At 71.5% G+C, this 25,166-nt stretch carries 22 protein-coding genes; 2 read left to right on the top strand and 20 right to left on the bottom strand.

The window, feature by feature from the left end:
* Positions 1–89 precede the first annotated feature (89 nt).
* Together OG214_RS32055 and fmt are read right to left on the bottom strand one after the other, a co-directional pair.
* Positions 90–1,523, bottom strand: coding sequence for a transcription antitermination factor NusB (locus tag OG214_RS32055; protein WP_363084856.1), 1,434 nt, complete (start codon positions 1,521–1,523; stop codon positions 90–92).
* Positions 1,524–1,870: 347 nt separating this feature from the next.
* Entirely contained in the window at positions 1,871–2,809 is a 939-nt protein-coding gene (gene fmt / locus OG214_RS32050; RefSeq protein WP_405986686.1) for a methionyl-tRNA formyltransferase, read from the bottom strand.
* A gap of 239 nt (positions 2,810–3,048) precedes the next feature.
* On the opposite strand from fmt, the gene OG214_RS32045 reads away from it, so the two are divergent.
* Positions 3,049–3,570, top strand: a complete 522-nt coding sequence (locus tag OG214_RS32045; RefSeq protein WP_363084858.1) for a hypothetical protein — start codon at positions 3,049–3,051, stop codon at positions 3,568–3,570.
* A 167-nt stretch (positions 3,571–3,737) separates the two neighbouring features.
* On the opposite strand, the gene OG214_RS32040 is transcribed toward OG214_RS32045, so the two are convergent.
* The 14 genes from OG214_RS32040 to pyrR all read right to left on the bottom strand — a co-directional run bounded on the left by OG214_RS32040 (position 3,738) and on the right by pyrR (position 20,875).
* The gene (locus OG214_RS32040; RefSeq protein WP_405986685.1) at positions 3,738–5,882 is read right to left on the bottom strand and encodes a primosomal protein N'; all 2,145 of its coding nucleotides are present in this window, start codon (positions 5,880–5,882) and stop codon (positions 3,738–3,740) included.
* Between the two features lie 169 nt (positions 5,883–6,051).
* Complete coding sequence (metK, locus tag OG214_RS32035) at positions 6,052–7,260, bottom strand: methionine adenosyltransferase (RefSeq protein ID WP_363082792.1); 1,209 nt, start codon at positions 7,258–7,260, stop codon at positions 6,052–6,054.
* A gap of 382 nt (positions 7,261–7,642) precedes the next feature.
* Positions 7,643–8,896: a bifunctional phosphopantothenoylcysteine decarboxylase/phosphopantothenate--cysteine ligase CoaBC gene (gene coaBC / locus OG214_RS32030; RefSeq protein WP_405986684.1), complete on the bottom strand. Its 1,254-nt coding sequence runs from the start codon at positions 8,894–8,896 to the stop codon at positions 7,643–7,645.
* A gap of 100 nt (positions 8,897–8,996) precedes the next feature.
* Positions 8,997–9,269, bottom strand: a complete 273-nt coding sequence (rpoZ, locus tag OG214_RS32025) for a DNA-directed RNA polymerase subunit omega (protein ID WP_003970369.1) — start codon at positions 9,267–9,269, stop codon at positions 8,997–8,999.
* A 96-nt stretch (positions 9,270–9,365) separates the two neighbouring features.
* Positions 9,366–9,929 (bottom strand): guanylate kinase, encoded by a 564-nt coding sequence (gene gmk / locus OG214_RS32020; RefSeq protein WP_365900583.1) that lies wholly within the window; start codon positions 9,927–9,929, stop codon positions 9,366–9,368.
* 38 nt (positions 9,930–9,967) lie between these two features.
* Positions 9,968–10,291, bottom strand: coding sequence for an integration host factor (locus tag OG214_RS32015; RefSeq protein WP_066954827.1), 324 nt, complete (start codon positions 10,289–10,291; stop codon positions 9,968–9,970).
* A gap of 412 nt (positions 10,292–10,703) precedes the next feature.
* Positions 10,704–11,648 carry an orotidine-5'-phosphate decarboxylase gene (gene pyrF / locus OG214_RS32010; protein WP_405986683.1) on the bottom strand — a complete coding sequence of 315 codons (945 nt, stop codon included), beginning with the start codon at positions 11,646–11,648 and terminating at the stop codon, positions 10,704–10,706.
* Positions 11,645–12,754 (bottom strand): quinone-dependent dihydroorotate dehydrogenase, encoded by a 1,110-nt coding sequence (locus tag OG214_RS32005; protein ID WP_405986682.1) that lies wholly within the window; start codon positions 12,752–12,754, stop codon positions 11,645–11,647. The genes pyrF and OG214_RS32005 overlap by 4 nt, the downstream gene beginning before the upstream one ends.
* 21 nt (positions 12,755–12,775) lie before the next feature.
* Positions 12,776–16,102, bottom strand: coding sequence for a carbamoyl-phosphate synthase large subunit (carB, locus tag OG214_RS32000; RefSeq protein ID WP_363082787.1), 3,327 nt, complete (start codon positions 16,100–16,102; stop codon positions 12,776–12,778).
* Positions 16,095–17,240 (bottom strand): glutamine-hydrolyzing carbamoyl-phosphate synthase small subunit, encoded by a 1,146-nt coding sequence (gene carA / locus OG214_RS31995; protein WP_405986681.1) that lies wholly within the window; start codon positions 17,238–17,240, stop codon positions 16,095–16,097. The genes carB and carA overlap by 8 nt, the downstream gene beginning before the upstream one ends.
* A complete protein-coding gene (locus OG214_RS31990; RefSeq protein ID WP_363082794.1) occupies positions 17,237–17,878 on the bottom strand; it encodes a hypothetical protein in 642 nt (213 codons plus the stop codon). Before OG214_RS31990 ends, carA begins: the two co-directional genes overlap by 4 nt.
* Before the next feature lie 8 nt (positions 17,879–17,886).
* A complete protein-coding gene (locus OG214_RS31985) occupies positions 17,887–19,173 on the bottom strand; it encodes a dihydroorotase (protein WP_363082785.1) in 1,287 nt (428 codons plus the stop codon).
* Positions 19,174–19,191: 18 nt separating this feature from the next.
* Positions 19,192–20,190 (bottom strand): aspartate carbamoyltransferase catalytic subunit, encoded by a 999-nt coding sequence (locus OG214_RS31980; protein WP_405986680.1) that lies wholly within the window; start codon positions 20,188–20,190, stop codon positions 19,192–19,194.
* Positions 20,191–20,275: 85 nt separating this feature from the next.
* A complete protein-coding gene (pyrR, locus tag OG214_RS31975; RefSeq protein WP_405986679.1) occupies positions 20,276–20,875 on the bottom strand; it encodes a bifunctional pyr operon transcriptional regulator/uracil phosphoribosyltransferase PyrR in 600 nt (199 codons plus the stop codon).
* A gap of 231 nt (positions 20,876–21,106) precedes the next feature.
* Here pyrR and bldD point away from each other — a divergent pair, with 231 nt between their 5' ends.
* Positions 21,107–21,607: a transcriptional regulator BldD gene (gene bldD / locus OG214_RS31970; RefSeq protein WP_030355502.1), complete on the top strand. Its 501-nt coding sequence runs from the start codon at positions 21,107–21,109 to the stop codon at positions 21,605–21,607.
* A 204-nt stretch (positions 21,608–21,811) separates the two neighbouring features.
* Here the strand turns inward: bldD and nusB are convergent, their stop codons facing one another.
* From nusB to OG214_RS31950, 4 genes are all read right to left on the bottom strand, one after another.
* Entirely contained in the window at positions 21,812–22,240 is a 429-nt protein-coding gene (gene nusB / locus OG214_RS31965) for a transcription antitermination factor NusB (protein WP_363086035.1), read from the bottom strand.
* Between the two features lie 2 nt (positions 22,241–22,242).
* Positions 22,243–22,809 carry an elongation factor P gene (efp, locus tag OG214_RS31960; RefSeq protein ID WP_363086034.1) on the bottom strand — a complete coding sequence of 189 codons (567 nt, stop codon included), beginning with the start codon at positions 22,807–22,809 and terminating at the stop codon, positions 22,243–22,245.
* A 62-nt stretch (positions 22,810–22,871) separates the two neighbouring features.
* Entirely contained in the window at positions 22,872–23,975 is a 1,104-nt protein-coding gene (locus OG214_RS31955) for an aminopeptidase P family protein (RefSeq protein WP_363086033.1), read from the bottom strand.
* 140 nt (positions 23,976–24,115) lie between these two features.
* A complete protein-coding gene (locus OG214_RS31950; protein WP_405986678.1) occupies positions 24,116–25,087 on the bottom strand; it encodes an AAA family ATPase in 972 nt (323 codons plus the stop codon).
* Positions 25,088–25,166 lie beyond the last annotated feature (79 nt).

Here is a 25,166-nt window from a genome sequence, read left to right as displayed (position 1 = left end):
CCCAAAGCGGCGGATTCGGTGCCGCTCAGCAGGCCGGAAGCGGAGGTCAGGAGACCGGTACGGGCGCTCAGGCCGTGCGGTACGGGTGCTCAGGCCGTGCGGCGCAGCAGGGCCAGATACATCGCGTCCGTCCCGTGCAGATGCGGCCAGAGCTGGACGTCGGGGCCGTCACCGAGCGCCGGTACGCCCGGCATCAGCGCTCTGGCGTCGATCCATTCGGCCCGCACCGCCGGACCGCCGCGCCCCCTGAGGACGTCCTCGACGACGGCCTTGGTCTCCGCGGGATGCGGGGAGCAGGTCACGTACCCGACGACTCCGCCGACCCGTACGGCGTCGAAGGCTCCCCGCAGCAGTCCGCGCTGGAGCGGCGCGAAGCCCTCCAGGTCCTCCGGACGACGGCGCCAGCGCGCCTCCGGCCTGCGCCGCAGCGCGCCGAGGCCCGAGCAGGGGACATCGACCAGGACCCGGTCGAAGGAGCCGGGGACCCAGGGCGGGCGGGTGCCGTCCGCGGTGACGACCTGGTACGGGCCGGGGTTCCCGGCGAGCGCGCGTCCCACGAGCCTGGCCCGGTGCGGCTGCTTCTCGGCGGCGACCAGAGTCGCGCCGCGTTCGGCTGCCAGCGCCGCCATCAGCGCCGCCTTGCCGCCGGGTCCCGCGCAGCCGTCGAGCCAGCGCGCGTCGGGGCCCTCCAGCGGTGCGTTGGCGACGGCGACCGCGACGAGCTGGCTGCCCTCGTCCTGGACACCGGCCCGGCCTTCCCGCACGGCGTCGAGCGCGCCCGGTTCGCCGCCCTCGCTGAGCCGTACGGCATACGGCGACCAGCGGCCGGGGAGCGCGCCGTCCTCGCCCAGCGCGGTCAGCAGTTCCTCGGTGGAGGCGCGGCCGGGCCGGGCGACCAGTGTGACCTCGGGCCGCTCGTTGTCGGCTTCGAGCAGGTCCTCGATCCCCGCGCGACCGCCGCCGAGCGCGTCCCAGAGCGCCGAGACCACCCAGCGGGGGTGCGAGTGGACGACCGCGAGATGGTCCTCCGCGTCCTCGTCGTACGGCGGGGCGACCCGCTCCAGCCAGGTGTCCAGATCGTCCTGCGCGATCTTCCGCAGCACCGCGTTGACGAACCGCGCGCGTCCGTCGCCGAGCACCACCCGGGCCAGTTCCACGCTCGCGGAGACCGCGGCGTGGGTCGGGATCCGCGTACCGAGAAGCTGGTGCGCGCCGAGCGCGAGCACATCGAGCACCGGTGGGTCGACCTCACGCAGCGGGCGGTCGACACAGGCCGAGATGATCGCGTCGTAAGTGCCCTGGCGGCGCAGAGTCCCGTACACCAGCTCGGTGGCGAGCGCGGCGTCCCGTGGCTCGAAGCCGCTGTTCTCGCGGGCCTTCTTCAGCAGCGGGGGCAGTACGAGATTGGCGTACGCGTCCCGTTCGTCGACGGCCCTGAGCGCCTCGAAGGCGAGGATCCGGACGGGATCCTTCTTGGGGCGGCGGTAGGGCTTGGCGGGACGGTGAGGGGCCTGCGCGTTCAAAGGTGCTCCGCGGTGAGAGATGGTGATCGCCACCAGCCTAAGCGCTGCCCGGTGGCCGGAAAGAACCGTATGCCCGCCGCTCGGCACACCCGGCAGCCCGGCGGGCCGTGACGAGGGGCGCGGCGACCGAGCGGGCACCCGTCAGGGGCCGCGACGAGGGCGCGACGCCCGAGAGGGACGCCCGAGAGGGACGCCCGCCGCCGGGCCGCACCTCACAGCGCCGCACCTGAGCGGGCCACGCGTCAGGGGCCCGCGCCTCAGCGGGCCGCACCCCATCGCGCCGCCCCTCAGCGGGCCGCACCCTCGTGCGCCGCCCCTCAGTGGCCCGCGCTTCACCGCCCTGCCCCTCAGTGGCCCGCGCCGAGCCGTTCGCCCGGGGCGATCCGTACCCCGCGTGCCCAGTCGGCCGCGCGCATCGGCTTCTTGCCCTGCGGCTGGACCCAGAGCAGCTCGACATCGTGCGAACCGGTGCCGACGTACACATTGTTCTTGCCTGCGGCGAGGGTCCCGGGCGCCAGTTCCGTACGGTCGGGCAGCAGCGCGAGCTGGATCAGCTTGAGCCGCTCCCCGCGGAAGACGGTCCAGGCGCCGGGCGCGGGGGTGCAGCCGCGGACGACACGGTCGACCCGGAGGGCGGGCGCGGTCCACTCCACCTGGGCGTCCTCGACGCTGATCTTGGGCGCGAGCGAGATGCCCTCGGCGGGCTGCGGTACGGGCTTGAGCGTGCCGTCCTCGATGCCGTCCATGGTCGCGACGAGCAGTCCCGCGCCGGCGAAGGCCAGTCTGGTCAGCAGATCGCCGCTGGTGTCGGTGGGCCGTACATGCTCGGTGAGCACGCCGTACACCGGTCCCGAGTCCAGACCCTCCTCGATCAGGAAGGTGGCCGCGCCGGTCATCTCGTCGCCCGCCATGACCGCGTGCTGCACGGGCGCGGCACCGCGCCAGGCGGGCAGCAGCGAGAAGTGCAGGTTCACCCAGCCGTGGGCGGGCACATCGAGGGCGACCCTCGGCAGCAGGGCGCCGTACGCGACGACGGGACAGCAGTCGGGACCGATCTCGCGCAGCCGCGCGAGGAAGTCCTCGTCCCGTGGCCTGGCGGGCCTGAGCACCTCGATGCCCGACTCCTCCGCGCGCTGGGCGACGGGGCTGGCGACCAGCCTGCGCCCGCGGCCCGCGGGCGCGTCGGGCCGGGTCACGACGGCGGCGACCTCATGCCGGTCGGAGGCGATGAGTGCGTCCAGGGCGGGTACGGCGACCTCGGGGGTGCCGGCGAAGACGAGCTTCATCGGTGGCTGACTGCCTCTCGGGCTGATACGTACGGTGACGAGCGACGCACCAGTCTATGGGGCCCGACGGCGGGGGGCCGCAGGGGGCGTACGTCGGTGTGCGCGCCCCGCGCATATGCGCACACGCCCCCGCAGCGTGACCACATCGCCGGGTGGCGCGTTGTCAAGAGAGATTGACCAACGCGGGCCGCACCGGTGCGGCCCGGATCCTTTTCAACGCCGGTTCGAGAGGCTTGTTCATGGCCGACCACGCAACCCACGACGCACAAGCCCGTGCAAGTCTCCACCTGTTGGTGCGGGACATCGAGCGGGTCCGGCGGCAGGTGGACGCGCTGCGCACCCTCACCGCCCAGTTGGGCAATGTCTACCGCCCGCGCCGTTCGGGCCCGTCCACGGGCTTCGTCGTCTACGGCAGGGCCCCCGCCCCGACCGTCCGTCTGGCACAGGAGCTGAGGGACAGCGTCGAGACGCTGGTGACCGCGGCCGTGGACTTCGACCGCTCGCTGGGGTTCTCGTGGGACGCGGTGGGCTCAGCGCTGGGGGTCACGAAGCAGGCGGTGCACCGCCGTTACGGCACGCGCCGGGCCGCACAGCAGCCGGGCGCGGGCGACGCGGACCGCGCGCAGGAGACGGCCACGGTGCCGAGCACCGTCCCGGCGGTCCCGGCCGCCCGCTCGATGCCACCGCAGCCCACGGCGACGACGCAGTCCCTCCGCGAGGATCCCCGTCCACCGGCTTTCCCGGGCCCCCGCGGCGGCTGATCCGCCGACAAGGACCCGGGGCCGGCCGACGGGGTATACACCGACGGGGTATCCAAGGCGGACGACCCGTGCCGTCCCTTCCGTCGCGGGACGGGTTCGGGACCGGATGCCGGGTGCCGGGTCCCGGGTGCTGGGAAGCGCCCGGCCGGGTCCGGGTCAGATCCGGGTCAGCCGATGTCCGGGGGGTCGATCCTTACGCGTACGGGATCGCCGCCGCCCCGGGCCAGACGGGCCGCCTGCGCCGACTTCAGGGCTCCTGCCAGGGCCGCGCCGCTGCCCGGTGGCACCCGTAGCAGCGCTCGCTCCCAGTGCTCCCCCGGCGGCGGATCGCCCTGCCTGCGCGGTCTGCCCGGGTCCGTGGGCGGCAGCGGTACGGGGCCGAGCACCTCGGCGTCGCGCGGCAGCCCGGCCGCGGCCAGGAACGTGCTCACCGCCTCCGCCCGGCCCGTCACCGCCGCCATCCGCGACACCGGCGGGAACCCCAGCTCGGCCCGCTCCGCCAGCTCACGCTGCGCGTGCCCCACCGGATCCCAGCGCACCAGCGCCTGCACCGGCCGCAGGGTGGGCTCGGCGACCACCACGACCGTGCCGCCCTCGCTCTGTCCGCGCACCAGGGCGGCGGCCTGTATCCAGCGGCGCAGGGCCTCCTCGCCCGCCCGCAGGTCCGGCCGTCCGAGCATCGCCCAGCCGTCGAGCAGCAGCGCCGCCGCGTAACCGCCCTCGGCCACCGGCTCGGCGCCCGGCGTGCTGACCACGAGCGCGGGGCGGCCCGGTACGGAGTCGAGGACATGGTCCCGGCCCGACGTACGGACGGGGACGGCGGGAAACGCCCGGCCCAGCTCCTCCGCCGTCCGCCGCGCCCCCACGATCTGCGCGCGCAGCCGCGTACTGCCGCACTCCGCGCAGTGCCAGCCCGGTTCGTCACGGCCGCACCAGGCGCACCGCAGCTCCCGCTCCCGGGGTGCCTCCAGCGGTCCGGCGCAGTGGCGGCACCGGGCGGGCGTACGGCAGCGCTCGCACGCCAGCCTGGGTACATAGCCGCGTCGGGGCACCTGCACCAGCACCGGGCCGCTCTTCAGCCCGTCCCTGACCGCCTGCCAGGCGAGGCTGGGCAACCGGGCCGCGCGGGCCGCCTCGTCCCGCGCCAGTTCGCCGTCGCCGACGGTACGGACGAGGGGCGCGGCGATACGTACCCGCTCCCGGGGGGCCGTCAGCGGCAGCGCCCAGCCCGTACCGACCAGCTGCGCCGCCTCGACGGTGCATCCCGTACCGCCCAGCAGGAAGCCGCACTTGTCGTGCGCGGCGCGCAGCAGCAGGACTTCGCGGGCGTGCGGCTGGGGCGCGTGCTGCTCGCTGTGACTGCCGTCACCGTCGTCCCAGATGGCCACCAGCCCGAGATCCCGGACCGGCGCGAACATCGCGGCACGGGTCCCGACGACCGCGCGCACGGCGCCGCGCCGTACCGCGAGCCACTCGCGGTAGCGCTTCTCGGGGCCCGCTTCGGCGGTGAGCAGCGCGTGCCGGCCGGTGCCCAGCAGTGCCGTGAGCGCGGCGTCGACCCGTGCGGCGACCCGCCCGTCCGGTACGACGACAAGCGCGCCCCGCCCGGAGGCGAGCGTCGCCGCCACCGCGCGTGCCAGTTCGTCCGCCCAGTACGGTCCGGGCAGCGCGGTCCATACGGCACGCGGCGCACCGCCGCCGGCGAGCGCGTCGAGGAACACCGCCCCGTTGTCGTACCGCTCCCACGTCCCCGGCTCGGGCGCGGCCGGCGGCGGCAGCGGCTCGGGGGACGGCTTCGACTCGGCCCGCGCGTTCCTCGGCGGGATCGCGAGCTGGAGGACATCCGCGAGACTTCCCGCGTACCGGTCCGCCACGGCCCGAGCGAGCCCGAGCAGCTCGGCGCTGAGCACCGGCTCGGGCGAGACCACATCGGCCAGCGCGGCCAGCGGCCCCGTGTAGTCGGTGTCGGCCCGCCGCTCGACGACGAACCCGTCGATCAGACGCCCGCCCTCGCGCCGCCCGCCCCGCACCTGATGCGCCCCGGCCCCGAACCGCACCCGCACCCGCACCCCCGGCCGCGCCACCTCGTCCAGCTCCTCCGGCACGGCGTAGTCGAAGAACTGGTCGAGATGCAGCACCCCCTTGTTCACCACCACCCGCGCCACCGGCAACTCACCGGCCAGCGCGGCCCCCCGCCACGTCCGCGGCTTGGCCCGTGGCACCTTCGCCTTCCGCACACTCTCCCGAATGAGCGCAAGCTGCTCAGGCCCACCACCGGCGGGATCCCGAGACCGCCTGTCATCGCTGCTCACAGCTCCATACCTACCAGACCCCACCGACAGCCCCACCTTCTGTGGCCGTCCCGCCCCACGCGCACGGAGCCGTGCCCCACGCGACGGAGCCGTGCCGCAGCGCACAGGGAACGGCCCCGGACCGTCCTGCGGTCCGGGGCCGTCGAAAGCCGGTGCGGGGCTCGGTGGGTCAGAGGCCCGCGGCCTCGCGGAGGGCGTCCACCCGGTCCGTGGTCTCCCAGGTGAACTCGGGGAGCTCGCGGCCGAAGTGGCCGTACGCCGCCGTCTGGGAGTAGATCGGGCGGAGCAGGTCGAGGTCGCGGATGATCGCGGCCGGGCGGAGGTCGAAGACCTGGCCGATGGCCTGCTCGATCTTCTCGGTCTCGACCGTGGCGGTGCCGAAGGTCTCGACGAAGAGACCGACCGGCTCGGCCTTGCCGATCGCGTAGGCGACCTGGACCTCGCAGCGTGAGGCCAGGCCCGCCGCCACGACGTTCTTCGCGACCCAGCGCATCGCGTACGCCGCGGAGCGGTCGACCTTCGACGGGTCCTTGCCGGAGAAGGCGCCGCCGCCGTGCCGGGCCATGCCGCCGTAGGTGTCGATGATGATCTTGCGGCCGGTCAGACCGGCGTCGCCCATCGGGCCGCCGATCTCGAAGCGTCCGGTCGGGTTGACCAGCAGGCGGTAGCCCTCGGTCTCCAGCTTGATGCCGTCGTCGACCAGCTCCTGGAGGACGTGCTCGACGACGAACTCACGCACGTCGGGCGCGAGCAGCGAGTCCAGGTCGATGTCGGAGGCGTGCTGCGAGGAGACGACGACGGTGTCGAGCCGGACGGCCTTGTCGCCGTCGTACTCGATGGTGACCTGGGTCTTGCCGTCGGGGCGCAGATACGGGATGGTCCCGTTCTTGCGGACCTCGGAGAGACGGCGCGAGAGCCGGTGCGCGAGGTGGATCGGGAGCGGCATCAGCTCGGGCGTCTCGTCGCAGGCGTAGCCGAACATCAGGCCCTGGTCGCCGGCGCCCTGCTTGTCCAGCTCGTCCTCGTCACCTTCGACACGCTTCTCGTACGCCGTGTCGACGCCCTGGGCGATGTCGGGCGACTGCGCGCCGATGGACACCGAGACACCGCAGGAGGCGCCGTCGAAGCCCTTCTTCGAGGAGTCGTAGCCGATCTCCAGGATCTTGTCCCGGACGAGCTGGGCGATCGGCGCGTAGGCCTTGGTCGTGACCTCGCCGGCCACATGGACCTGACCGGTGGTGATCAAGGTCTCCACGGCGACGCGGGAGGACGGGTCCTCCCGCAGGAGCGCGTCAAGAATGGTGTCGCTGATCTGGTCAGCGATCTTGTCGGGGTGACCTTCGGTCACGGACTCCGAGGTGAACAGACGGCGGGACACATCGCTCCCTGAGGTTGCAGCGGCTGCTGGCTGATCATTGGCGGACCGGCGGGGGGCTGCAGCCCCGCGACGGACCACGACCACTTTATCGGTCGTATGACACCACGGGGCGAAGTGTCTCGTTCTGTGGGAGTCCCGTCGCCCGCGGCACTGCATTATGCGATACGGCGATCGCCCCTGGCCAGGGCCCGCTGCGCCGGATTAGAGCGGTTCTCTAGTGCCGGGAACGGCTGCTCCGGAAGCGCTTCCGGAAAAGGGGCCGACCGAAGGACACGCAACACAGAATTCACGCGAGCCCCGGAATGTGTCACAACCGCACCCGTTCACTCCCCATTTCTCCCGTTCTCTGCACCGCCCGCTCGCCGCCGCCCGGTCATCCTCGCTACCGCGGTTCGCCCTCCGGCTCCCGATCCGGCCCCGGACCACCGGGACCGCGCCCCAGCCTGGGCACCACCAGATCCCAGACGACGTCCGCGAGGGCCTCCTTCGGCCCGTAGGGCACCGGGGTCTCCCCGCCGTCCGCGGCCAGCACGACCGCTTCGTTCTCCTCCGTGCCGAAGGTCTTCCGCTCCCCCACCTCATTGACGACCAGCAGGTCGCACCCCTTGCGCAGCAGCTTGCGCCGGCCGTTCGCGAGCACGTCGTCCGTCTCCGCGGCGAAACCGACGATCACCTGGTCCCCGTGCGCGCGCTCGGCCGAGATCTCGGCGAGGATGTCCGGGTTGCGCACCAGCGCGACCGGAGCGGGCTCCTCGCCGTCCTTCTTCTTGATCTTCCCCTCGGCGTACACGGCCGGTCGGAAGTCGGCGACGGCAGCCGCCATGACCACCGCGTCCGCCTCCGCCGCGGCCTTCAGCACCGCCTCCCTGAGCTGCACGGCCGTCCCGACATGGACCACATCGACACCCGCCGGGTCCGTCATCCCCGTATTGGCCTCGATCAGAGTGACCCTGGCTCCCCGGGCGGCCGCCGTACGGGCCAGCGCGAATCCCTGCTTGCCCGAGGAGCGGTTCCCCAGATAGCGCACGGGGTCGAGCGGCTCGCGCGTGCCGCCCGCGCTGACCACGACATGGCGGCCCGCCAGATCCGGTTCCGGGACTCCGCGCGCCAGGATCCGGCGGCAGAGCTCGAAGATCTCGCCCGGATCGGGCAGTCGGCCCTTGCCGGTGTCGACACCGGTGAGCCGGCCGACCGCGGGCTCGATGACCACGGCCCCGCGGCGGCGCAGCGTCGCGACATTCTCCTGGGTGGCGGGGTGCTCCCACATCTCCGTGTGCATGGCCGGGGCGAAGACGACCGGACAGCGGGCGGTGAGGAGCGTATTGGTGAGCAGATCGTCGGCGAGTCCGTGCGCCGCCTTGGCGAGCAGATCCGCGGTGGCCGGGGCGACGACCACCAGATCGGCGGACTGCCCGATCCGTACGTGCGGCACCTCATGGACATCGGCCCAGACCTCGGTGGAGACGGGATGGCCGGAGAGCGCCGACCAGGTCGCGGCCCCGACGAAACGCAACGCGGAAGCGGTCGGCACGACCCGTACGTCATGGCCGGACTCGGTGAGTCCGCGCAGCAGCTCGCATGCCTTGTACGCGGCGATCCCGCCCGCGACCCCCAGAACGACCTTCGGCTTCTCCACCGTGTCTCCCCTCGATCTCTCGTAAGGACATGACACACCACAGGCCCGGCAGCGCGCTGCCGGGCCTGTGGATAAACGAGAGAAAGTGCGAATGTATGAACTACTGAGCCGGGCCCTCGATGGCCTCGGAGGTCAGCAGACCCGCGTTGATCTCGCGCAGGGCGATGGAGAGCGGCTTCTCGTGGACGTGGGTGTCCACCAGCGGACCGACGTACTCGAGCAGGCCTTCGCCGAGCTGCGAGTAGTACGCGTTGATCTGGCGCGCGCGCTTCGCCGCGTAGATCACGAGGCTGTACTTCGAGTCCGTGGCCTCGAGCAGCTCATCGATCGGCGGGTTGATGATGCCCTCGGGCGTGGTGATGGAAGAGGACACTCTCTAGCCTTCCGAAGAAAATTCAGGGAGATATCGGCGGCCCGGACCGGCGCCGCCGACGGTGGGATTCCCGAATCGGGAAAAGCCCACAAAAGATCATGCAACTGCCATCAAGGCTAGCAGCTCACGCGCGACGTCCTCGACCGAGGTGTTGACCAGGGTCGTATCGAACTCCGACTCGGCGGCCAGTTCCACTTTGGCGGCCGCCAGTCGGCGCTCGATCACCTCGGGCGACTCGGTACCCCGGCCGGTGAGCCGGCGCACCAGCTCGTCCCAGCTCGGCGGGGCCAGAAAGATCAGCCGGGAATCGGACATCGATTCCTTGACCTGCCGGGCGCCCTGGAGATCGATCTCCAGGAGTACGGGCTCACCCGCGCCCAGCCGGTCGAGGACCGCCTGCCGCGGAGTGCCGTAGCGGTGGCCCGCGAACTCCGCCCATTCCAGCAATTCACCATTGGCGACCAGTTTGTCGAACTCCTCGTCGGTGACAAAGAAGTACTGGACGCCGTGGCGTTCGCCGGGGCGCGGCTTTCTGGTGGTGGCCGACACCGAGAGCCATACCTCGGGGTGGACCTTGCGCATATGGGCGACGACCGTGCTCTTACCGACCCCGGAGGGGCCGGAGAGCACGGTCAGCCGCGGTCGTGCCTCTGCTGCCATGCAGCGATTATCCAGGTTCCCGGGAGTCTCCGGGAACGTCAGGCGCCGCTGCCGCCGAACTCGCGCTCAAGGGAGGCGATCTGGTTGGAGCCGAGACCCCGGACACGCCGGCTCTCGGAGATGCCGAGCCGCTCCATGATCTGCTTGGCGCGGACCTTGCCCACGCCGGGCAGGGACTCGAGCAGTGCGGAGACCTTCATCTTCCCGATGACGTCATTCTCCTGGCCCTGCTTGATGACGTCATGGAGAGAGGCGCCGGAGTGCTTGAGTCGATTCTTGACCTCGGCCCGCTCCCGGCGAGCCGCGGCGGCCTTTTCGAGCGCGGCTGCGCGCTGTTCAGGGGTAAGGGGCGGAAGAGCCACGCCTACGTCACCTCGGATGTCGAACTGTCGGATACGGACCGGTGAGGAACCTGTTCGCCCCACACCAGGCGAGCAACGGGCAACGTACTGCACGTTGGCTCTCGACGGAGACTAGCGGCCAAGGCCGCTGGAGTCAGCGAGAACAGACGAAAAGTCCTGGTCAGCATCGATCGGGGGTGACATTTTGGTCATTTTGCCCAACTTTTTGGTCAGCGGACCTGACGAGAACCCCGCGATCGGCGTCCGCGTGTACGGGGCACGCTCCCGCCGGGCGGGTACGTCCCGCCTCCCGCCGTCCGCCCGCGGGGCGGGTTCCGCGGCGCCGGGCGCGTGCGGACGCGTGGCGGAGGGGCGTCCCGTACCGGTCACACTCGGATGATCCAGGCAAGGCGGCAGTCATAAGGACCGGGTGTCACGAAGCGGACACGGCGGTCCGCACCTCGTCCGCGAACCGCCGCGCGGCCTCCCGAAGGGCACTGATGTCCGGACCGTGGCGCAGCACGCCCCGGCTGACACTGGGCACCACATTGCCCACCTCGGCGCCGAACAGGCCGGGCAGATCGGCGGGGGTCGCGCCCTGCGCGCCGATGCCGGGGGCGAGCAGCGGACCGTTGACCGCGAGATCCACGCCCGCGCGCGCGAGGGTCGCCCCGACGACAGCGCCGACCGATCCGAGCGGCTCCACGCCCGCGTTCTCCGCGGCCATGTGGTCGAGCATGAGCTGCGCCACCGACCGCCCGTCGGAAGCGGTGGCGCGCTGCACCTCACCGCCCTCCGGGTTGGAGGTGAGCGCCAGCACGAACACTCCGGCGCCCGAGACGGCCGCCGCGTCCAGCGCCGGCCGCAGGGATCCGAAGCCCAGGTACGGCGAGACCGTGACCGCGTCCGAGAAGAGCGGCGAGTCCTTGTCCAGGTACGTCGCCGCGTACGCGGCCATCGTCGAGCCGATGTCACCGCGCTTGGCGTCCATCAGGACCAGCGCCCCGGCCGCCCGAGCCTCCTCGACGGCCTTCTCCAGTACGGCGATACCGCGCGACCCGAAGCGCTCGAAGAACGCCGACTGCGGTTTCAGTACGGCCACCCGGTCGGCCAGGGCCTCCACCGTCGTACGGGTGAAACGCTCCAGACCGGCGACATCGTCGCTCAGACCCCAGGCCGTGAGCAGCGAGCCGTGCGGGTCGATGCCGACGCAGAGCTGTCCCCTGGTGTCCATGGCCTGCCGCAGCCGGGCACCGAAGGGCGCCTGCCCGTCCTGCCCGTCCTGGTTGCCCTGTTCACCCCGGCCGTCCTGCTGGCCCTGCCGGCCCTGACGGTTCCCGTGCCCCTCCGGACCGGTGCCGGACAGTTCCTCGGTCATGCGGTCACCTTCCGGGTGTCTGCGCCGACGGCCTCGGCGAGCGTGCTGTACGGACTGACCCTGAGCCGGGCCGCGAGCCCCTTGTGGACGGAGCGGCTCCAGAACGGGCCCTCGTAGATGAAGGCGCTGTACCCCTGGACCAGCGTGGCACCGGCCAGGATGCGCTGCCAGGCGTCCTCGGCGTCCTCGATCCCGCCGACCCCGACCAGCGTGATCCGGTCGCCCACCCGCGCGTACAGCCGGCGCAGCACCTCCAGCGAGCGTGCCTTGAGGGGCGCGCCCGACAGTCCGCCGGTCTCCGCGATCAGCCCGGGGTCCGAGCGCAGCCCGAGCCCCTCGCGGGCGATGGTGGTGTTGGTGGCGATGATCCCGTCCAGACCGAGTTCGACGGCGAGGTCGGCCACGGCGTCGACGTCCTCGTCCGCGAGATCGGGCGCGATCTTGACCAGCAGCGGGACCCGGCGGCCTGTGACGGTACGGTCGGCGGCCTCCCGTACGGCGCTCAGCAGCGGCCGGAGCAGATCGACGGCCTGGAGGCTGCGCAGTCCGGGGGTGTTGGGCGAACTGACATTGACCACGAGATAGTCGGCGTGGCCCGCCAGCCGCTCCGTCGAGAGAACGTAGTCCGCGATCGCCTCACTCTCGGGGACGACCTTGGTCTTGCCGATGTTGACGCCGACCGTCGTCCTGAAGACCGCCCTGCGGGCCCCCAGCCGGGCCGCCACGGCGGCCGAGCCCTCGTTGTTGAAGCCCATCCGGTTGACCAGGGCGCGGTCGGCCACGAGCCGGAAGAGCCGCTTCCTGGGGTTGCCCGGCTGCGGCTCGCCCGTGACCGTACCGATCTCGATGTGGTCGAAGCCGAGCATGGACATGCCGTCGATGGCCAGGGCGTTCTTGTCGAAGCCCGCGGCGAGTCCGAAGGGGCCGTGCATCCGCAGTCCGAACGCCTCGGTACGCAGCTCCCCGAAGCGCGGCGCGAGGGCCGCCGCGACGAACGTACGCAGCACGGGAACACGGGCCACGAACCGGATCCAGCCGACGGCGAGATGGTGGGCACGCTCCGTGTCCATCCGCCGGAAGACCAGCCTGAAGAAAATTCTGTACATGAAGTGGCTCTTCCCCCGGGCCTAGTCCTCGCGCGCCGCGGTCAGCCGCTCCGCGTGCTCCTGGAGCGAGCGGACACCGACCTCGCCGTGGTTGAGGGCGTCGATGCCCTGGACGGCGGCGGCCAGCGCCTGGACCGTCGTCAGACAGGGCACGGACCGCGCCACGGCGGCCGTACGGATCTCGTAGCCGTCGAGGCGGCCCCCGGTCCCGTACGGGGTGTTGACGATGAGATCCACCTCGCCGTCGTGGATGAGCTGGACGATGGTCTTCTCGCCGTCCGGGCCCTCGCCCTCGCTCTGCTTGCGCACCACGACCGCGTGGATGCCGTTGCGCCTGAGGACCTCGGCGGTGCCGGAGGTGGCGAGCAGTTCGAAGCCGTGGGCGACCAGTTCACGCGCCGGGAAGATCATCGAGCGCTTGTCGCGGTTGGCGACGGAGATGAAGGCGCGGCCCTTGGTGGGCAGCGGGCCGTACGCCCCGGCCTGCGACTTGGCGTACGCCGTGCCGAAGGCCGAGTCGATGCCCATGACCTCGCCGGTGGAGCGCATCTCCGGGCCGAGGACGGTGTCCACCCCGCGCCCGTGGATGTCGCGGAAGCGCGACCACGGCATCACCGCCTCCTTGACCGAGATCGGCGCGTCGAGCGGCAGCGTGCCTCCGTCGCCATGGGCCGGCAGCAGGCCCTCAGCGCGCAGTTCGGCGACGGTGGCGCCCAGCGAGATCCGGGCGGCGGCCTTGGCGAGCGGTACGGCGGTCGCCTTGGACGTGAAGGGGACCGTACGGGAGGCGCGCGGGTTGGCCTCCAGGACGTACAGGATGTCCCCGGCCAGCGCGAACTGGATATTGATCAGTCCGCGGACCCCGACGCCCTTGGCGATGGCCTCCGTCGAGGCGCGCAGCCGCTTGATGTCGAAGCCGCCCAGGGTGATGGGCGGCAGGGCGCACGCCGAGTCGCCGGAGTGGATCCCGGCCTCCTCGATGTGCTCCATGACCCCGCCGAGATACAGCTCCGTGCCGTCGTAGAGCGCGTCCACGTCGATCTCGATGGCGTCATCGAGGAAGCGGTCCACGAGGACCGGCCGGGTGGGGCTGATCTCGGTGGACTCGGCGATGTACGAGGAGAGCCTGGTCTCGTCGTACACGATCTCCATGCCGCGTCCGCCGAGGACGTACGAGGGCCGCACCAGGACGGGGTAGCCGATCTCGTCGGCGATGGCCTTGGCCTCGGCGAAGGTGGTGGCGGTGCCGTGCTTGGGCGCGGGCAGTCCCGCCTCGGCGAGGACCCGGCCGAAGGCCCCGCGGTCCTCGGCGGCGTGGATCGCCTCGGGCGGCGTGCCGACGACCGGTACGCCGTTGTCCTTGAGCGCCTGGGCGAGACCGAGCGGGGTCTGGCCGCCGAGCTGGACGATGACACCCGCGATCGGGCCGGCCTGGGACTCGGCGTGCACGATCTCCAGGACGTCCTCCAGGGTGAGCGGCTCGAAGTAGAGCCGGTCGGAGGTGTCGTAGTCGGTGGAGACGGTCTCCGGGTTGCAGTTGACCATCACGGTCTCGTATCCGGCCTCGCTCAGCGCGAAGGAGGCGTGGACACAGGAGTAGTCGAACTCGATGCCCTGGCCGATCCGGTTGGGTCCCGAACCGAGGATGATCACGGCGGGCTTCTCGCGCGGGGCGACCTCGCTCTCCTCGTCGTACGAGGAGTAGAAGTACGGGGTCTTCGCGGCGAACTCGGCGGCGCAGGTGTCCACCGTCTTGTAGACCGGGCGCACCCCGAGGGCGTGCCTGACCTCGCGGACCACATCCTCGCGCAGACCGCGGATCCCGGCGATCTGCTGGTCGGAGAAACCGTGCCGCTTGGCCTCGGCGAGCAGTTCGGGCGAGAGCCGCTCGGCGCCGGCCAGCTCGTCGGCGTACTCCTTGATCAGGAAGAGCTGGTCGACGAACCACGGGTCGATCTTCGTCGCCTCGAAGACCTCTTCCTGGGTGGCGCCCGCACGGATGGCCCGCATGACGGTGTTGATCCGCCCGTCGGTGGGCACCTTGGCGGTCTCCAGGAGCGCGTCCTTGGCGCCCGGCCCCACGATGCCGGGGTCGTCGCCGAAGGAGAACTGGCTGCCCGCCTTCTCCAGCGAGCGCAGTGCCTTCTGGAGCGCCTCGGTGAAGTTGCGGCCGATGGCCATGGCCTCGCCGACCGACTTCATGGTGGTGGTGAGGCTGGCGTCGGCGGCCGGGAACTTCTCGAAGGCGAAGCGGGGCACCTTGACGACGACATAGTCGAGCGTCGGCTCGAAGGACGCCGGCGTCTTCTCGGTGATGTCGTTGGGGATCTCGTCCAGCGTGTAGCCGACGGCAAGCCGGGCGGCGATCTTCGCGATCGGGAATCCGGTGGCCTTGGAGGCGAGCGCGGAGGAACGGGAGACGCGCGGGTTCATCTCGATGACGATGACCCGGCCGTCCTCGGGGTTGACCGCGAACTGGATGTTGCAGCCGCCGGTGTCGACACCGACCTCGCGGATCACGGCGATGCCGATGTCCCGCAGGATCTGGTACTCGCGGTCGGTGAGCGTCATCGCGGGCGCGACGGTGATCGAGTCGCCCGTGTGCACACCCATCGGGTCGAAGTTCTCGATGGAGCAGACGACCACGACATTGTCGTTCTTGTCGCGCATCAGCTCCAGCTCGTACTCCTTCCAGCCGAGGATGGACTCCTCCAGGAGCACCTCGGTGGTCGGGGAGAGCATCAGGCCCTGTCCGGCGATCCGGCGCAGTTCCGCCTCGTCGTGCGCGAAGCCGGAGCCCGCGCCGCCCATGGTGAAGGAGGGGCGGACGACGACGGGATAGCCGCCGAGCGTCCCGACCCCGGCCAGGACCTCGTCCATGGAGTGGCAGATGACCGAGCGCGCGGACTCGCCGTGCCCGATCTTCGCGCGGACGGCCTCGACGACCTCCTTGAAGAGATCGCGGTCCTCGCCCTTGTTGATCGCCTCGACGTTGGCGCCGATCAGCTCGACGCCGTACTTGTCGAGGGTGCCCGCGTCATGGAGGGAGATCGCGGTGTTGAGCGCGGTCTGACCGCCCAGGGTGGGCAGCAGCGCGTCGGGGCGCTCCTTGGCGATGATCTTCTCGACGAAGTCCGGGGTGATCGGTTCGACATAGGTGGCGTCGGCGATCTCCGGGTCCGTCATGATCGTGGCGGGGTTGGAGTTGACCAGGATGACGCGCAGGCCCTCGGCCTTGAGGACGCGGCAGGCCTGGGTGCCGGAGTAGTCGAACTCGGCGGCCTGTCCGATGACGATCGGTCCTGAACCGATGACCAGGACGGACTGGATATCGGTGCGCTTAGGCACGCTGGTCCTCCATCAGGGATACGAAGCGGTCGAAGAGGTACGCGGCGTCGTGCGGGCCCGCGGCCGCCTCGGGGTGGTACTGGACGCTGAAGACCGGCCGGTCGAGCAGCCGGAGCCCCTCGACCACGTTGTCGTTGAGGCAGACGTGGGAGACCTCGGCACGGCCGTAGGGGGTCTCGGAGACCTGGTCGAGTGGGGCGTCCACGGCGAATCCGTGGTTGTGCGCGGTCACCTCGACCTTGCCCGTCGTCCGGTCCTGCACCGGCTGGTTGATGCCGCGGTGGCCGTACTTCAGCTTGTACGTGCCGAAGCCGAGCGCGCGGCCGAGGAGCTGGTTGCCGAAGCAGATGCCGAAGAGCGGGGTGCCGCGCTCCAGGACGCCCTTGACGACGGTGAGATCGGCGGTCGCCGGGTCGCCGGGGCCGTTGGAGAGGAAGACCCCGTCGGGGGCGGTCGCGTACACCTCGTCGAGCGTGGCGGTGGCGGGCAGGACATGCACCTCGATACCGCGCTCGGCCATCCGGTGCGGGGTCATGCCCTTGATGCCCAGGTCCAGCGCGGCGACGGTGAAGCGCTTCCGGCCTATGGCGGGCACGACGTAGGAACGCTCCGTGGCGACCTCGGCGGAGAGATCGGCGCCGGACATCTCCGGGACCGCCTGGACGCGCGCGAGCAGTGCGGCCTCGTCGGCGAGCGCCTCGCCGGAGAAGATCCCGACGCGCATCGCGCCGCGCTCGCGCAGATGGCGGGTGAGGGCGCGGGTGTCGATACCGCTGATGCCGACGACGCCCTGGGCGACGAGTTCGTCGTCGAGCGAGCGCCGTGAGCGCCAGTTGGACGGCGTGCGCGCGGGGTCGCGTACGACATAGCCGGCGACCCAGATCCGCCGGGACTCCGGGTCCTCGTCGTTGACACCGGTGTTGCCGACGTGCGGGGCGGTCATCACGACCACCTGGCGGTGGTACGACGGGTCGGTGAGGGTCTCCTGGTAGCCAGTCATCCCGGTGGAGAACACCGCCTCGCCGAAGGTCTCCCCCACGGCCCCGTAGGCACGGCCGCGGAAGCTGCGGCCGTCCTCCAGGACGAGTACGGCGGGAGACGCCTGGGCGCGGGCGGTTCCCCGGGTGGAGGTGGTCATCGTGCGGGGCCTTCCGTCGTGACGGGTGTGACTTTCATGGTGTCCGTGGCGTTCCCGGCCGCATGGGGCGCGGCATGGGGCAGGGAGTTGACGGCCTCGACCCAGGCGGTGTGCTCGGCGGAGCGGTCGGAGCGGAAGCCCGAGTCGATCAGCATGCCGCCGTGCTCCCAGGTGATGATCAGCAGTCCGCCCTCGGCGAGGACCTTGCCCGCGATGCCCTTGTCGAGCCGGGCCTCACGGAGCTGTGCGGCGGGGATGAAGAAGTCGTTCGCGCCGGGGCGTACGACCTCCACTCCCGCGTCGGTGAGCGTCAGCTCCACCCGGCTGCGGGCGCCCAGGCCATGGGCCACGATGCGGTCGAGCCACTGTCCCGCGGTGGTGGAGCCGTGGTAGCGGCCGGTCAGGGCCAGGGTGGCCGTACCCGCCGTACGGTCCGTACCCGCCGTGGCGGGCGCGGTGGGCAGCTCGGGCAGCCCGGACTGGAGACTGCCGCGCCACTTCCAGCCCTGGCGCATCAGCCAGTACACGAGCGCGATGAAGAGCAGCAGACCGACGACCCAGCCGGTCCGGGCGGCCCAGTCGGTCACCTCCGCCGACTTCTGCTCGGCGGCCAGGGGGACCGGAGGGAGATGAACCATCGCACTTGTCACGCCAGATTCCCGTCGACGACCGTGGCGCGGCCCCGGAGGAAGGTGTGGGTGACGCGTCCTGGCAGCTCACGGCCCTGGTAGGGGGTGTTGCGGCTGCGGGAGGCGAAGCCCGCCGGGTCCACGGGACCACGGTATGCCGGATCGACCAGGGTGAGGTTGGCGGGCTCGCCCACCGAGACGGGACGCCCGTGGCCCGTGAGACGGCCGATACGGGCCGGCCGGAACGACATCCGGTCGGCCACCCCCGCCCAGTCCAGCAGCCCGGTCTCCACCATGGTCTCCTGGACGACCGACAGCGCCGTCTCCAGACCGACCATGCCCATGGCGGCGGCGGCCCACTCGCAGTCCTTGTCCTCGTGCGGATGCGGGGCGTGGTCGGTGGCGACGCAGTCGATCGTGCCGTCCGCGAGCGCCGCGCGCAGCGCCTGTACGTCCGCCTCCGTCCGCAGCGGCGGGTTCACCTTGTAGACGGGGTCGTAGGAGCGGACCAGTTCGTCGGTGAGAAGGAGATGGTGCGGGGTGACCTCGGCCGTGACATTCCAGCCCTTGGACTTCGCCCAGCGCACCAGCTCCACGGATCCGGCCGTCGACAGATGGCAGATGTGCACCCGGGAGCCGACATGGGCGGCGAGCAGCACATCGCGGGCGATGACCGACTCCTCGGCGACGGCCGGCCAGCCGCCGAGCCCCAGCTCGGCGGAGACGACGCCCTCGTTCATCTGCGCGCCCTCGGTCAGCCGCGGCTCCTGGGCGTGCTGCGCGATCACCCCGTCGAACGCCTTCACGTACTCCAGCGCCCGCCGCATGATCACGGCGTCGTCCACGCACTTGCCGTCGTCCGAGAAGACCCGCACCTGGGCGGCGGAGTCGTGCATGGCGCCCAGTTCCGCGAGGTGCTTGCCCTCCAGCCCGACGGTCACCGCGCCGACCGGCTGGACGTCGCAGTAGCCGTACTCCCGGCCCAGCCGCCAGACCTGCTCCACCACACCGGCCGTATCGGCCACGGGGAAGGTGTTGGCCATGGCGTGGACGGCGGTGAAGCCTCCGACGGCGGCGGCGCGGGTGCCCGTCAGGACGGTCTCCGAGTCCTCACGGCCGGGCTCGCGCAGATGGGTGTGCAGATCGACCAGACCGGGCAGCAGAACGCGCCCTTCGGCCGCCACGACCGTGGCGTCGCCGGCGTCCAGTCCCGTGCCCGTCGCCGCGATGGTCTCACCGTCGATCAGTACGTCCCGCGGCTCGCCGCCGAGCACCCGCGCGCCCCTGATAAGGATCTTGCTCATGGTTACCTGTTCTCCTCGTTACGCGCGGGAATGAGTGACGGCGGACTCGTTGCCGCCCAGCAGCAGATAGAGCACGGCCATCCGGATCGAGACACCGTTGGCGACCTGCTCGACGGCCGTGCAGCGGTCGGAGTCGGCGACCTCGGCGGTGATCTCCATACCGCGGTTCATCGGACCCGGGTGCATCACGACGGAGTCCCCGGGCATCCGGCTCATCCGGTCGCCGTCCAGCCCGTAGCGGCGGGAGTACTCGCGCTCGGTCGGGAAGAACGCGGCGTTCATCCGCTCCCGCTGCACCCGCAGCATCATCACGGCGTCGGACGTGGGCAGCACCCGGTCCAGGTCGTACGAGACCTCGCACGGCCAGCCCTCGACGCCGATCGGTACGAGTGTGGGCGGGGCGACCACCGTGACCTGGGCGCCGAGCGTGTGCAGCAGCAGGATGTTCGAGCGGGCGACCCGGCTGTGCAGCACATCGCCGACGATGGTGACCCGCCGCCCGTCGAGACCGCGCCCCGTGCCCTGGTCGGCGCCGACCAGCCGGCGGCGCAGGGTGAAGGCGTCCAGCAGCGCCTGGGTGGGGTGTTCATGGGTGCCGTCGCCCGCGTTGACGACCGCGCCGTCGATCCAGCCGGAGGTGGCGAGCCGGTAGGGGGCACCGGACGCGGGGTGCCGGATGACGACGGCGTCGGCGCCCATCGCCTCCAGGGTCAGCGCGGTGTCCTTGAGCGACTCGCCCTTGGAGACGGACGAGCCCTTGGCGGAGAAGTTGATGACATCGGCCGACAGACGCTTGGCCGCGGCCTCGAAGGAGATCCGGGTGCGGGTGGAGTCCTCGAAGAAGAGATTCACGACCGTACGGCCGCGCAGGGTCGGCAGCTTCTTGATGGGCCGGTCGGCGACCCGGGCCATCTCCTCGGCGGTGTCGAGGATCAGCACGGCGTCGTCACGGCTGAGATCGCCCGCCGAGATGAGATGGCCGGGTGTGCGGGGGTTTGCCCCTGGGAGGCGCAGCATCGGGAGAGTGCTCCGGTGTCTGGGTGTGCGGGCATGCGGGCGCCCGGAGGCGTCCGTACGGGGATCGGGGCGTACGGAAGCGGCCCTACCGCTCGCCGGACGCGAGGGGCCGCTGGAGACCGAGCAGCACGGTGTCCCGGCCGTCCTCCTCGGCGAGCTGGACCCTGACCGTCTCCCGCAGCGAGGTGGGGATGTTCTTGCCGACGTAGTCGGCGCGGATCGGCAGCTCGCGGTGGCCGCGGTCGACGAGGACGGCGAGCTGGACGGCCCGGGGCCGGCCGATGTCGCCGAGGGCGTCGAGGGCGGCGCGGATGGTCCGGCCGGAGAAGAGCACATCGTCGACGAGGACCACGAGACGTCCGTCGACCCCGTCGGCGGGAATGTCGGTACGGGCCAGCGCACGGGCGGGACGCAGCCGCAGATCGTCGCGGTACATGGTGATGTCGAGGGAGCCGACCGGGATCGACGAGCGTCCCGTGATCTCCGCGAGCTTGTCGGCCAGCCGGCGGGCCAGAAAGACCCCGCGGGTCGGAATGCCGAGCAGCACCACGTCGTCGGCGCCCTTGGCGCGTTCGACGATCTCGTGGGCGATACGGGTCAGGACCCGTGCGATGTCGGGGGCCTCCAGCACGGGGCGCGCGGCGCCGGAGCTGTCGGCCGAGGAGTCAGGCGTGTCTGTGTCCATACGAAACGGACCTCCTTCTCCGCCTCACGGGACGGACTTTAAAGGACGTCGAAATTACGCCACCCAGGCTAGCAGGGCGTCCGTCGAACACCTGGTGGCACCCCCTCGGAAGGCAGTCAGGAAGCGGCGGGAGGCCCCTCGGGGAGCCGGTCGCGGATCCCTCGGCTTGACGCATCCAAGTAACGCTGCGTAACCTCACAGTGAGTTACCAGACTTCGTCCGGGGAGCTATATGTCCAGCGAATACGCAAAGCAGCTCGGGGCCAAACTCCGCGCCATCCGCACCCAGCAGGGCCTCTCGCTCCATGGCGTGGAGGAGAAGTCCCAGGGCCGCTGGAAGGCCGTGGTGGTCGGTTCGTACGAGCGTGGCGACCGTGCCGTGACGGTGCAGCGCCTCGCCGAGCTGGCGGATTTCTACGGGGTCCCCGTGCAGGAACTGCTTCCTGGCACGACGCCCGGCGGAGCCGCCGAGCCGCCGCCGAAGCTCGTCCTCGACCTGGAGCGGCTCGCCCATGTGCCGCAGGAGAAGGCGGGCCCGCTCCAGCGGTACGCGGCGACGATCCAGAGCCAGCGCGGCGACTACAACGGCAAGGTGCTGTCGATCCGCCAGGACGATCTGCGCACGCTGGCCGTGATCTATGACCAGTCGCCTTCGGTCCTGACCGAGCAGCTGATCAGCTGGGGCGTTCTCGACGCGGACGCCCGCCGCGCGGTGGCCCACGAAGAGGGCTGACCAACCCGCCATATATCAGCAGAAACGTCACCTCCGGGGGGACGGTCCCGCACTGCTCGCGGGGCCGTCCCCCGGCGCGTCCGGCCCGCCCGTACCCTCAAGCGCCGGACGGGCCGCTGAGCCCGTCCGGCGCTTGAGGAGACAGCACGGCACCCGTCCGGCGCCCGGGGACAGGCATCTCACCCGTCCGCCCCGTCCCGTGCCTCAAGCGCGGCGCAGACTCGGTTTGAGGTCCTTGAAGCGGCCGAGCAGACCGTTCACGAAGGACGGCGAGTCATCGGTGGAGAACTCCTTGGCGAGCTGGACCGCCTCGTCGATCACGACCGCGTCCGGGGTGCCGTCCACCCACACCAGCTCATAGGCGCCGAGCCGCACGATGTTCCGGTCGACGACCGGCATCCGGTCCAGCGTCCAGCCCACCGAGTAGGTGGAGATGAGGTCGTCGATACGGTCCGCGTGCTCCGCGTACCCCTCGACGAGCTCCATGGTGTACTCACCGACCGGCGGCTGGCGGTCGTCGGTCCGGGCATGCCGTATCCAGTCGGCGAGAACCGTCCGCACGGACGCCCCGCGCTGGTCGGCCTCGAAAAGGATCTGGAAGGCGCGCTTGCGGGCATTGCTCCGGGCAGCCACGGTTAGCTGTTCACCCGGCCGAGGTACTCGCCCGAGCGGGTGTCGACCTTGATCTTCTCACCCGTGGTGATGAAGAGCGGGACGCCGATCTCATAACCGGTCTCCAGCGTGGCCGGCTTGGTGCCGCCGGTGGAGCGGTCGCCCTGGACGCCCGGGTCGGTGTGCTGGATGGTCAGCTCGACGGCGGCGGGCAGCTCGACATAGAGCACCTCGCCCTCGTGCGTGGCGACGCTGGCGGTGAAGCCCTCCAGCAGGAAGTTGGCGGCGGCGCCGACGGCCTTGCGGTCGACCATGAGCTGGTCGTAGGTCTCCATGTCCATGAAGACGAAGTACTCGCCGTCCATGTACGAGAACTGCATGTCGCGGCGGTCAACGGTGGCCGTCTCGACCTTCACGCCGGCGTTGAAGGTCTTGTCGACGACCTTGCCGGAGAGCACGTTCTTCAGCTTGGTGCGCACAAAGGCCGGGCCCTTGCCGGGCTTGACGTGCTGGAACTCGACGACGGACCAGAGCTGGCCCCCGTCGAGCTTGAGCACCAGGCCGTTCTTGAGGTCGTTCGTGGAAGCCACGGTTGCGGAATCTCCTGGACTGAAGCTGGTGGACGACCGAGGGTGTGCGCGGTGCCTGGGCACTAGAGCGCGAGCAGTTCCTTGGTCGTGATGGTGAGTAGCTCGGGTCCGCCGTCCGCCTCGGGGCGGACGACGAGCGTGTCATCGATCCGGACACCGCCCCGGCCCGGGAGGTGGACCCCCGGTCCGACGGTGACCGGCACACAAGCGTCCAGTTTACCCATGGCAGCGGGGGCGAGCTGCGGGTCCTCGTCGATTTCGAGTCCGACGCCATGTCCCGTACGGGGTGCGAGCCGCTCGCCGTGCCCCGCGGCCTCCAGCGGCTGCCGGGTCGCGCGGTCCACATCGCGGTAGCCCGCGCTCGGCACGAGAGCCTCCCGACCTGCCCGTTGTGCCGAGAAGACCAGCTCGTACAGCTCGATCTGCCAGTCGGCGGGAGAAGTTCCGATGACAAACGTACGGCCGATCAGACACCGGTAGCCGCGGTAGTCGGCACCGAGACCGACGGAGAGGAAATCGCCCTCCTCGACCCTTCGGTCCGAGGGATGGTGGCCGCCGCGGCCGGAGTTGGGCCCGGTGGCCACGACGGTCGGGAACGCGGGGCCGTCGGCGCCGTGGTCGACGAGCCGCCGCTCCAGCTCCAGCGCGAGATGCCGTTCGGTACGGCCGACCAGGATCGATTCCAGCAGTTCGCCCAGCGCCTGGTCGGCGATCTCGGCCGCGATCCGCAGACAGGCGATCTCGGCCTCGTCCTTGACGATCCGCAACTGCTCGACGGCGCAGCCCAGATCCGCGAGACGCAGCCGGGGCGCGACGGAGCCGATGGCCCGGTGTCTGGCGACGGTGAGGTGGTGCTCCTCGACGGCGAGCGAGGTGACGGCGGACGGTGTGAGCACTCCCGCGGCGGCGACCACGGGGTCACCCGCGGTGGACAGGACGGTGAGCCCGAGCTGGTCGTCGAGCCGCGCCTCGACGTGCTCACCGGCGTGGGTACGGGCGCAGAGCAGCGTGTCCTCGTCGGGCCCGAGCAGCAGTACGGCGCCGGGCGGGGCGCCGCCCGCGAGATAGCGCACGTTCGCGGGGCGCGAGATCAGCGCGGCCGCGTTGCCCGCCGCGGAGCACCGGTCACGCAACCGATCGCGGCGGACCGCGAACACGTCTGACATGACCCGAGCGTATGAGCGGGGGCGTGACCCGGCCGGTTCAGCGCGTCCGACCGGGGGGCGCGGGCCAGGGGCGCGGGCGGGAGCGCGGGCGGGGGGCGTGTGCGGGGGCGCCCTGAGCGGCGGTCACGCGCTCGCCGCGCTCACCAGCTCGGCGGGCTCGCGAGGGCGCGGGCCAGGACGTCGTCGAGTATCCGGGCGGTGGTCTCCACGTCGTACTTGGAGTTGTCGATGATGGGCAGCCCCGAGCCGTACCAGCCGGCCATCCGGCCGTGGATGCCCGCCACCTCCTCGTCGGAGAGCCTGCGGTTGCCGGTGCGCTCGGCGTTGCGCTCCAGCACGATCTCCAGTCCCGGCAGCAGGACGACCGGCAGCAGTCCCGGACCTACATGGCGCTTCCAGCCGCCGAGCCCGACGACCGGGCGGTCGGGGAAGACCGCGTCGTCGAGGATGCAGGAGATGCCGTTGGCCAGGAAGTTGCGCGCGGCGAAGCCGCAGGTGCGGCGGGCCAGCCGGTACTGCGCCTCGGAGTGGTCGTTCCATCCGCTCTGCGGGTCGGCGAAGCCCGAGCAGACCCACTCACGGACATCGTCGAGGCTGATGTGCGCGGTGGGCACACGGCGGTTCATCGCCCAGTGCCGGGCGACGGTCGTCTTGCCCGCGCCCGCCGGGCCGATGAGCAGCACGGCGAGGGTGGCCGTGCCCGTACCGCCGCCGAGGGCGGGCGGCGGGGCGGGGACGGGCACCGGACCGCCGGGCGGCAGCCGGATGTGTCCGGTGGAGTCCGGGGGCGGCGGCGGACCTGCCGGGGGTACGGACGGCGGTACGGGCGCCTGCTGCTGGGGCGCACCGCGGGGACGCGGCACAGGAGGGGGTCCGGGAGCGTGCCCCGGACCCGGTGCCTGGTGCTGTCCCGGTGCCTGATGCTGTCCCGGCGGCTGGTGCTGTCCCGGCGTGTGCTGGGGTCCCGGCGTGTGCTGCGGTCCGGGGACCTGATGGGGTCCTGTCCAGCCCGGGACGGGCGGCTGCCCCTGCCGGGGCGGCCGCGGGGCCCCGGACCCCGTCGGCGGGCCGGGAGGAGGAGCCTGGTGCGCCCATCCGCCTGCGTGCTGCATCCGGTGCCACTCCGTCTCGTACGACTGACGCTCTGGGCGGCCCCGCGGGCCAACGCGTTACCGAACGGTACCGCCCCCG

Origin of the sequence: Streptomyces sp. NBC_00872 (assembly GCF_045161915.1) — a bacterium.
Lineage (GTDB): Bacteria > Actinomycetota > Actinomycetes > Streptomycetales > Streptomycetaceae > Streptomyces.
The sequence above is the reverse complement of the archived record's forward strand: the minus strand, read 5'-3'. Positions and strand labels throughout refer to the sequence as shown.

Bases quoted from the DNA above. Each gene is read 5' to 3' on its own strand.
- fmt (WP_405986686.1), bottom strand. From the start codon at position 2,809: ATGAAGCTCGTCTTCGCCGGCACCCCCGAGGTCGCCGTACCCGCCCTG.
- OG214_RS32045 (WP_363084858.1), top strand. From the start codon at position 3,049: ATGGCCGACCACGCAACCCACGACGCACAAGCCCGTGCAAGTCTCCAC.
- gmk (WP_365900583.1), bottom strand. From the start codon at position 9,929: ATGGCAGCAGAGGCACGACCGCGGCTGACCGTGCTCTCCGGCCCCTCC.
- pyrF (WP_405986683.1), bottom strand. From the start codon at position 11,648: ATGACCGAGGAACTGTCCGGCACCGGTCCGGAGGGGCACGGGAACCGT.
- OG214_RS32005 (WP_405986682.1), bottom strand. From the start codon at position 12,754: ATGTACAGAATTTTCTTCAGGCTGGTCTTCCGGCGGATGGACACGGAG.
- carA (WP_405986681.1), bottom strand. From the start codon at position 17,240: ATGACCACCTCCACCCGGGGAACCGCCCGCGCCCAGGCGTCTCCCGCC.
- OG214_RS31990 (WP_363082794.1), bottom strand. From the start codon at position 17,878: ATGGTTCATCTCCCTCCGGTCCCCCTGGCCGCCGAGCAGAAGTCGGCG.
- OG214_RS31985 (WP_363082785.1), bottom strand. From the start codon at position 19,173: ATGAGCAAGATCCTTATCAGGGGCGCGCGGGTGCTCGGCGGCGAGCCG.
- OG214_RS31980 (WP_405986680.1), bottom strand. From the start codon at position 20,190: ATGCTGCGCCTCCCAGGGGCAAACCCCCGCACACCCGGCCATCTCATC.
- pyrR (WP_405986679.1), bottom strand. From the start codon at position 20,875: ATGGACACAGACACGCCTGACTCCTCGGCCGACAGCTCCGGCGCCGCG.
- bldD (WP_030355502.1), top strand. From the start codon at position 21,107: ATGTCCAGCGAATACGCAAAGCAGCTCGGGGCCAAACTCCGCGCCATC.
- OG214_RS31955 (WP_363086033.1), bottom strand. From the start codon at position 23,975: ATGTCAGACGTGTTCGCGGTCCGCCGCGATCGGTTGCGTGACCGGTGC.
- OG214_RS31950 (WP_405986678.1), bottom strand. From the start codon at position 25,087: ATGCAGCACGCAGGCGGATGGGCGCACCAGGCTCCTCCTCCCGGCCCG.